This is a genomic window from Citrobacter sp. VF227 (assembly GCF_052950715.1).
Window position 1 is genome coordinate 1 of sequence record NZ_JBRFVF010000071.1, and the last position, 866, is coordinate 866.

Genomic DNA, 866 nt, shown 5'->3' on the forward strand with positions numbered 1-866 from the left:
GTACACCACTTCGACGGCCATTTACCACCTCGGTCATTGGCAGATTGATACTGTTTATTTGTACAGGATAAGCGGGCACGGCGAAGATTGGTAGCGTGCCGTTGCGTCAGTGAGCGAAATGCCCTTGCAGCCGCTCGGCGTGAAACTCCAGAGTCGCGGCGCGATATCCGCTACGCAGCAGCGGCAGCGGCAGGCAGGACTCCCAGCGCGCGCCCGGTTGCAGATCGCCGGGCCCTTGGTAGGCGGGAGCGTCATAGGCACGGCGCGCAAGGTTGGTGCGTGAGCCCGGGGAATAGGCGGCCACCTCCCATTGCAGACTCTGCAGCTTCCTGTCCGTGTGGTTGACCAGTTGCACATGCAGCGGCTGAGCGCCCGGGCAGCGCTGCGGGTCGTGGGTTAGCCGGATCTCGAGGCGCGACAGCAGCTGCTCCTCACGATGTTCCTGCCAGAGCACCCAGCCGGCGACAAGTGCCAGACCGAGCACGGCCCCCAGCGAGATCGGCACCGCTCTCAGCGGGTAGCGGACCAGCAGTACCAGCCAGGTGAGGATGAGCAGGGCGCCGATCAGCATGAGCGCGCCCCTGCGGACAAACGGCTAAGCGACATGGAAGACCTCCGCATTGACCGGCTCATGCTAACCCGTGCCGGGCGAGGCTGCGCAAGGATGGGGCGCGCATTTGTAGCAGGATGTCAGTCGCTGGTTTTGCCTCGGCTGGCCAGGCGCTCGAGTGCGGCTCGTAGCGCCGGATCACGAATGGCCTGGGCGGCCGCCTGAATGCTGTCAGCGGCGTTGCTCGACAGCGGCGGTGTAGCGGCAGGCTGGTGCCTCGGTGGCGGCGGTGGCTGTACCTTGAACTGGATACGAA

General features: G+C 65.1%; 1 protein-coding gene. It reads right to left on the bottom strand.

Annotated features, from left to right (window positions below; genetic code table 11):
- Window positions 1-106 precede the first annotated feature (106 nt).
- Complete coding sequence (locus tag ACU8YC_RS25080) at window positions 107-571, bottom strand: hypothetical protein (protein ID WP_019406783.1); 465 nt, start codon at window positions 569-571, stop codon at window positions 107-109.
- Window positions 572-866: the final 295 nt, after the last annotated feature.